General features: G+C 64.3%; 5 protein-coding genes. All 5 read right to left on the bottom strand.

What is annotated here, in order from left to right; all coding sequences use genetic code 11:
* Positions 1–610 (bottom strand): OmpH family outer membrane protein (locus tag WCJ52_RS11165; RefSeq protein WP_336903384.1); only part of this gene is annotated, 610 nt, incomplete at its 3' end.
* A 10-nt stretch (positions 611–620) separates the two neighbouring features.
* Positions 621–2,996 (bottom strand): outer membrane protein assembly factor BamA, encoded by a 2,376-nt coding sequence (bamA, locus tag WCJ52_RS11160; RefSeq protein WP_336903383.1) that lies wholly within the window; start codon positions 2,994–2,996, stop codon positions 621–623.
* A 31-nt stretch (positions 2,997–3,027) separates the two neighbouring features.
* Positions 3,028–4,233, bottom strand: a complete 1,206-nt coding sequence (gene rseP / locus WCJ52_RS11155; protein WP_336903382.1) for an RIP metalloprotease RseP — start codon at positions 4,231–4,233, stop codon at positions 3,028–3,030.
* 2 nt (positions 4,234–4,235) lie between these two features.
* A complete protein-coding gene (gene dxr / locus WCJ52_RS11150; RefSeq protein WP_336903381.1) occupies positions 4,236–5,438 on the bottom strand; it encodes a 1-deoxy-D-xylulose-5-phosphate reductoisomerase in 1,203 nt (400 codons plus the stop codon).
* Positions 5,426–5,567: phosphatidate cytidylyltransferase (locus WCJ52_RS11145; RefSeq protein WP_336903385.1), on the bottom strand; the 142-nt coding region annotated here is incomplete at its 5' end. The genes WCJ52_RS11145 and dxr, both read right to left, overlap by 13 nt.

Genomic DNA, 5,567 nt, shown 5'->3' with positions numbered 1-5,567 from the left:
CAGGCTGGGCCGGAGCGGCCGGCGCGGCCTGGTCCAGGCGTTCCCGGTCAAAGGCGAACTGGGTGATCTTGGCGTTCAGGCCTGTGATGACCGACGGGGTGATGTCCATGGCCGGATTGGCAAGGATGACCGCATCCCGCTGGATAAGCAGGCTGCACTTGGACTGCTGGTAGGACCCGCGGATAACCGGCTCAAGCTCCTGCCCGATACGCCCCAGGGCCTTCTGCTGGGTCGCCTGAAGCTCACGCTCCCGGATCTGCGCCTTGCGCTGGAGGGCGTTGGCGCGGACCTGAAGGGAAGCGTTCTTCTGGTCGAAGCTTCCCTGATCCAGGGAGGCCTTCTGGGCGTCCAGGGCCTTGGCCTCGTTCTGCAGGGCAGTCTGTTCGGCGGACAGCTCCGTCTGGACCTGCTGGGAAATCTGCTGGAGGCGGGTCTGGACGTACTTACCCACGGTCGAGGAGCCGATGGCACCGTCGAGGGACAGGATGCAGACCCCGGTGAGCGGCGGGCCGTGGTTGACCGGGGCCGCCGCTGGCGGCGTCTGGGCCTGGGCGGGAGCGGCGAGCAGGACCGCAGCGGAGGCGGCCATGAGAAGGGCGGTTTTGTTCATGTGCATGATCTCAGAATTTCGTGGTTTGCGAGAAACGGAAGGTCTCAACCCGGTCGTAATCCTCACGCTGGAGAATCTGGCTGAAGTCGAATCGGATTGGTCCCATGGGGGAGCGCCAGAAAATCGACAAACCTGCGGAGGCGCGCAGGGACAGGTCGTCGTAGATACCTGGAATGGTATTGCCGTTACTATCGAGCTTCACCGAGTCATCGAGTTTGCCGAGGGTTCCGACGTCAGTGAAAATCGAGGCCCGGATCCCATACTGCTGGGGAATGAAGGTCGGCACCGTCAACTCCGCTGAGCCGATGGCAAAGATCTCGCCCCCGAGGGCGTCAGACCGGCCGTAAGTTGTGTCCCGAGGACCAATACCGGCCACCTTGAAGCCACGGAAGGAATTGCCCCCCTTGTAGAAGCGGTCGTTGATCCGGATGGCCTCGCCGCCCCAACCCGCGATGTAGCCGGCGCTGCCTGAAAGGCTGAGGATAAAGTCCTTGTTGAAGCCGTGGTACCAGCCGCCTTCCATTTCATTCCGAATATACTTCACGTCGCCGCCGAGGCCGGCGAAGTCCTGCGACGCACTGACGTAGAAACCGCGGCTCGGGCGGACCGGACTGTTCCGCCGGTCGAGGGTGACCTGGTAGCCAACGAGCGAGGTCGTGTAGCGGCCCCTCTGGTCGCAGAGGGTCTGGGAAACCTGCTGTTGGGACGGATCACAGTAGTAGTCCGGAACCTGGACGTCGTCATCGCGCAGGACATAGCGCATGGTCATAAAGGAGTCGGCCGTCAGTGGGAAACCGACGCGGAAGTTCGTGCCCAGGGTGGTGGTTTTATAGGATGAATACTGCGACAGGTCGTAGACGAAATAGTAGACATCAACGCCGGCCCGCAGGTTCCGGCCGAGGAAGCGGGGCTCCGTGAAGGAGAGGTCCACCTGCTTGCGGTAAGATCCCCAAGATACCCGTGCCCGGGCATCCTGGCCACGGCCACGGAAGTTCTTCTGGGTGATGCCAATATCGATCATCAACTTGTCGACCGAGGAATAGCCGGCGCTGAAGGTGAGTTCGCCGGTCGCCTGTTCCTCGACCTTGACCAGCAGGTCCGTCCGGTCTGGATTGCCGGTGGGAGTTTCCTCGATATTGACGTCCTTAAAGAAGCCGAGGGCCCTCAGATTGTTCTTGGAACGGTCCACCAGGGCGCGGTTGTAGGCGTCGCCCTCGACAAGGTTCAGTTCCCGACGGATGACCTGGTCAAGGGTCTGGTTGTTGCCCACGATGTCGATCCGGTTGACGTAGACCCGCGGGCCTTCGTTGACCTGGAAGACCACGTCCACCAGGCGGGTCTTGGGATCCGCCACATAGCGGGGACGGACGTCCACCGAGGCGAAGCCAGCGGCACCCGCGGCGAAGGTCAGGGCGTCGGTGGCCGTCTCGATCCGCTGGTCCTCGTAAACCTCGCCGGACTGGATCGGGACGAGCTGGGTCAGCAGGGCGGTGTCGAGCTTCTTGAGCTCGGTCTCCACCGAGACCTTGCCGAACTTGTATTTGGGGCCCTCCTCCACCGTATAGGTGACGGCAAAACCGTTCTGCGAGGGTGATAGCTCCGCCACCCCGGAGACAACTCGGAAGTCGTAGAAGCCGCGGTTCCTGTAGTGCTTGCGGAGCTGTTCCTTGTCGTATTCCAGGCGGTCCGGATCGTAGTTCGTATTGCTCGAGAAGAAGCGATACCAGGCGGACTCCTGGGTGACGACGACATCGCGCAGGTCGTTGTCGGAGAACTCGGAATTGCCGAGGAAGTTGACGCCCAGGACGCCGCTCTTCTTGCCCTCGTCGATCTCGAAGATCAGGTCGACGCGCTTCTGGGGCAGCTCGATGATCTTGGGGGTAACGACGGCGGAAATCCGCCCCGAGCGCCTGTAGAGCTCGATGATCCGCTGGATGTCGGCCTGCACCTTGGCCCGTGTGAAGATGCCCCGCGGCCGAACCGTGATCTCGTCGCGCAGCTTGTCTTCCTTCAGGCCGGAATTACCCTCGAAGACGACCCTGTTGATGATGGGGTTTTCGACCACTTGAATGGTCAGGTCGCCCCCGGTGAGGCCTACCTTCACATCCGAGAAGAGGTCGGTGCGGAACAGGGCCTTCAGGGCCAGGTCGATCCGCGCCGGATCCACCGTGTCGCCCACGGCGATCGGCAGGTAGGATACGATGGTTGACTGCTCGATCCGCTCGTTTCCGCGGACGATGATCCGCTGGACGACGCCCTGCTGCTGAGCGGCCGCCCGGACAACAGCCTGAGCGCGCGCCGTCGCTGGCGCGGTCAGGGCGGTGGCTCCCAGGAGGATCGCCAGTCCCGAAACGAGGCCAGCGCTGCGGGCGCGTCGAACTTGCATGGTCAGTGCCATCACCAAAGGAAGCGCGTGATCAGGAAAACAATCCGCCGACGAACTGGAAGACCCGCAGCCGCTGCAGATCGTTCCAGGTGGCGAACAACATCAAAGCCAGCACCAGCGCAAGGCCCACCCTATAGCCAAAGGCCTGGACGCTGGCGGCAAGTGGCCGGCGAGCCACCGCTTCGTAGGCGTAGAAGAGGAGATGCCCCCCGTCGAGGACTGGGATTGGAAGCAGATTCATGAAACCGATCCCGACCGAGAGGACGGCGGCCAGGGCGAGAAGGTTAGCTCCGACGTACAGGATCTTGTGCTCGAGGTCCGGGGCGGCATCCGCGCCGGCCTTGGCGATCTGTCCAGACATCTGGGCGATACCGAGAGGGCCGTTGAGCTGCTCGGCCGACATCTGGCCAGTGACCATCCGGCCGATGGCATAGACGCTGGTGGTGAGAACACCCCAGGTGCGATCGATGCCCTTCGAAAGCGCCTCCGCAGGTCCGAAGGTCCGCCTCAGAACCTCACCTGTAGGCCCAATGCCCAGACGTCCCACCCGCGGCGAGCCCGGCTTGGTGTCGAGGCGCGTCCATTCCGGGGTCGCGGTCAGGCGAAGGTTGCGACCGCCGCGTTCGATGACGAAGTCCGTCGACGCCCCGCCCCGGACCTGAACGACTTCGCTGAGGTCCTGGAAGGACGAAATCCGGCGCCCCGCCGCCTCGAGCACGATATCTCCGGCCTGGAAGCCCGCCGACGCGGCTGCACTCCCGGGTTGGACAGCCCCGATTCGTGGCGAGAGGGTCCGCTCGCCAAAGCTCATGAAGAGAAGGGTGAACAGAGAGATGGCCAGCAGGAAGTTGGCGGCAGGTCCTGCGACGGCTACCAGGGCCCGCTGCCAGACGGGTTTGAAGTGGTAGTTGCGGGCTAGGGCCTCTGGCCCCTCCCGGGCCAGGATCTCCGCGCGCATGGCCTTCAGTCCGGCGGCGTCAGGGACGCTGGCGGCGTTGTGGTCACCCGCGAACATGACGTAGCCGCCCAGCGGTACCCAGCCGACCCTCCATTCCACCCCGGAGCGATCCCGGTGAGACCAGATCGGACGACCGAAGCCGATGGAGAACCGCTCGACGTCAATCCCGCAGGCCCTGGCCGCAAAAAAGTGGCCCAGCTCATGGACCGTCACCACCAGGGACAGGACCAGGACGAAGGGGGCGAGATGCCAGAGGAAATCGATGGCAAGGGCGAGCATGGTCAGGCGGCGCCCCGGGAACGGGCGTCGAGGGCCAGGCCGGCCAGGCGGCGACCCACGCGGTCGACCTGTTGCGTCTGCTCGAGAATGTTGTCGGCCATGCCGTCTCCCAGATGTTCCGAACTTGCCAGGTTCAGGGCTTCCGACACGATTGCGGCAATATCAAGATAGCCGATCCGACGGTCAAGGAAGGCTTCAACCGCAACCTCATTGGCGGCGTTGAGAATTCCAGGTGCTGACCCGCCCTCCCGAAGGGCCTGCCGGGCCAGGTCAAGGGCTGGAAAACGTTGCCTATCAGGGGCCTCGAAGGTGAGTCGGCCGATGGCTCCCAGGTCCAGGCGAGGCGCTGGCCAGGCTACCCTGTCCGGCCAGGCGAAGGCAACGGCGATGGGTGTGCGCATATCAGGAGCGCCCAGCTGGGCCAGGCTCGAACCATCGGCATACTCGACGAGACTGTGGACGATCGACTCAGGATGCACGATCACCTCAATGCGATCCGCATCGACCCCGAACAGGTAGGCGGCTTCGATCATCTCGAGGCCCTTGTTCATCATTGTGGCGGAATCTACCGAGATCTTGCGTCCCATGTCCCAGTTCGGGTGGGCCACAGCCTCGTCCGGCGTCGCCGAGGCCATGCGCTCTACGGACCAGGTCCGGAAGGGCCCACCGGAGGCTGTCAGGAGCAGGCGCGAGACCTGAGCTGCATGCCGGGGATCGAGGGCCTGGAAGATGGCCGAATGCTCGGAATCTACAGGGATAACCACACCACCGGCCAGCCGCGCCCGCCTCAGGAGGGCGGGGCCGGCGCAGACCAGGCTCTCCTTGTTGGCAAGGGCAACTATGGCACCCGCATCGACGGCCGCCAGAGTTGGCGCAAGGCCCGCGAAACCGACGATGGCCGACATCACCCAGTCCGCTGGAAGACCCGCCGCGGCGGCGACGGCAGCCGCTCCGGCCTCGACCGCAATGCCAGAGCCCCTAAGACGGTTGGCAAGCTCTCCGGCGAGGCTCTCATCCGCAATGACCGCGACTTCCGGACGCCAGGCCAGGGCCTGGTCTGCGAGCCGGGCGACATTTCGCCCGCCCGTCAGCGCCCGGACGCGCACGGGTCGTCCGAGGGACCCCAGGAGGTCCAGGGTGGAGACGCCGACCGATCCCGTCGATCCGAGGATGGAGACTGTACGGACCAGGCTCAATGCCCCCAACCCAGGTGGTTGACCAGGCGGAACAGGGACAGGACGACCACCACGAACATCAGCCCATCCACCCTGTCGAGCAGTCCGCCATGACCGGGGATCAGGTCGCCGGAATCCTTCACGCCGAAGCGGCGCTTG

The sequence above is a fragment of the Phenylobacterium sp. genome (genome assembly GCF_037138395.1).
Classification (GTDB): Bacteria; Pseudomonadota; Alphaproteobacteria; order Caulobacterales; family Caulobacteraceae; genus Phenylobacterium.
Note: the sequence above shows the minus strand (reverse complement) of the source record. Positions and strands in the feature narration are given on the sequence as shown.

Coding starts and splice junctions, on each gene's coding strand:
- bamA (WP_336903383.1), bottom strand. CDS start 2,996: ATGCAAGTTCGACGCGCCCGCAGCGCTGGCCTCGTTTCGGGACTGGCG.
- rseP (WP_336903382.1), bottom strand. CDS start 4,233: ATGCTCGCCCTTGCCATCGATTTCCTCTGGCATCTCGCCCCCTTCGTC.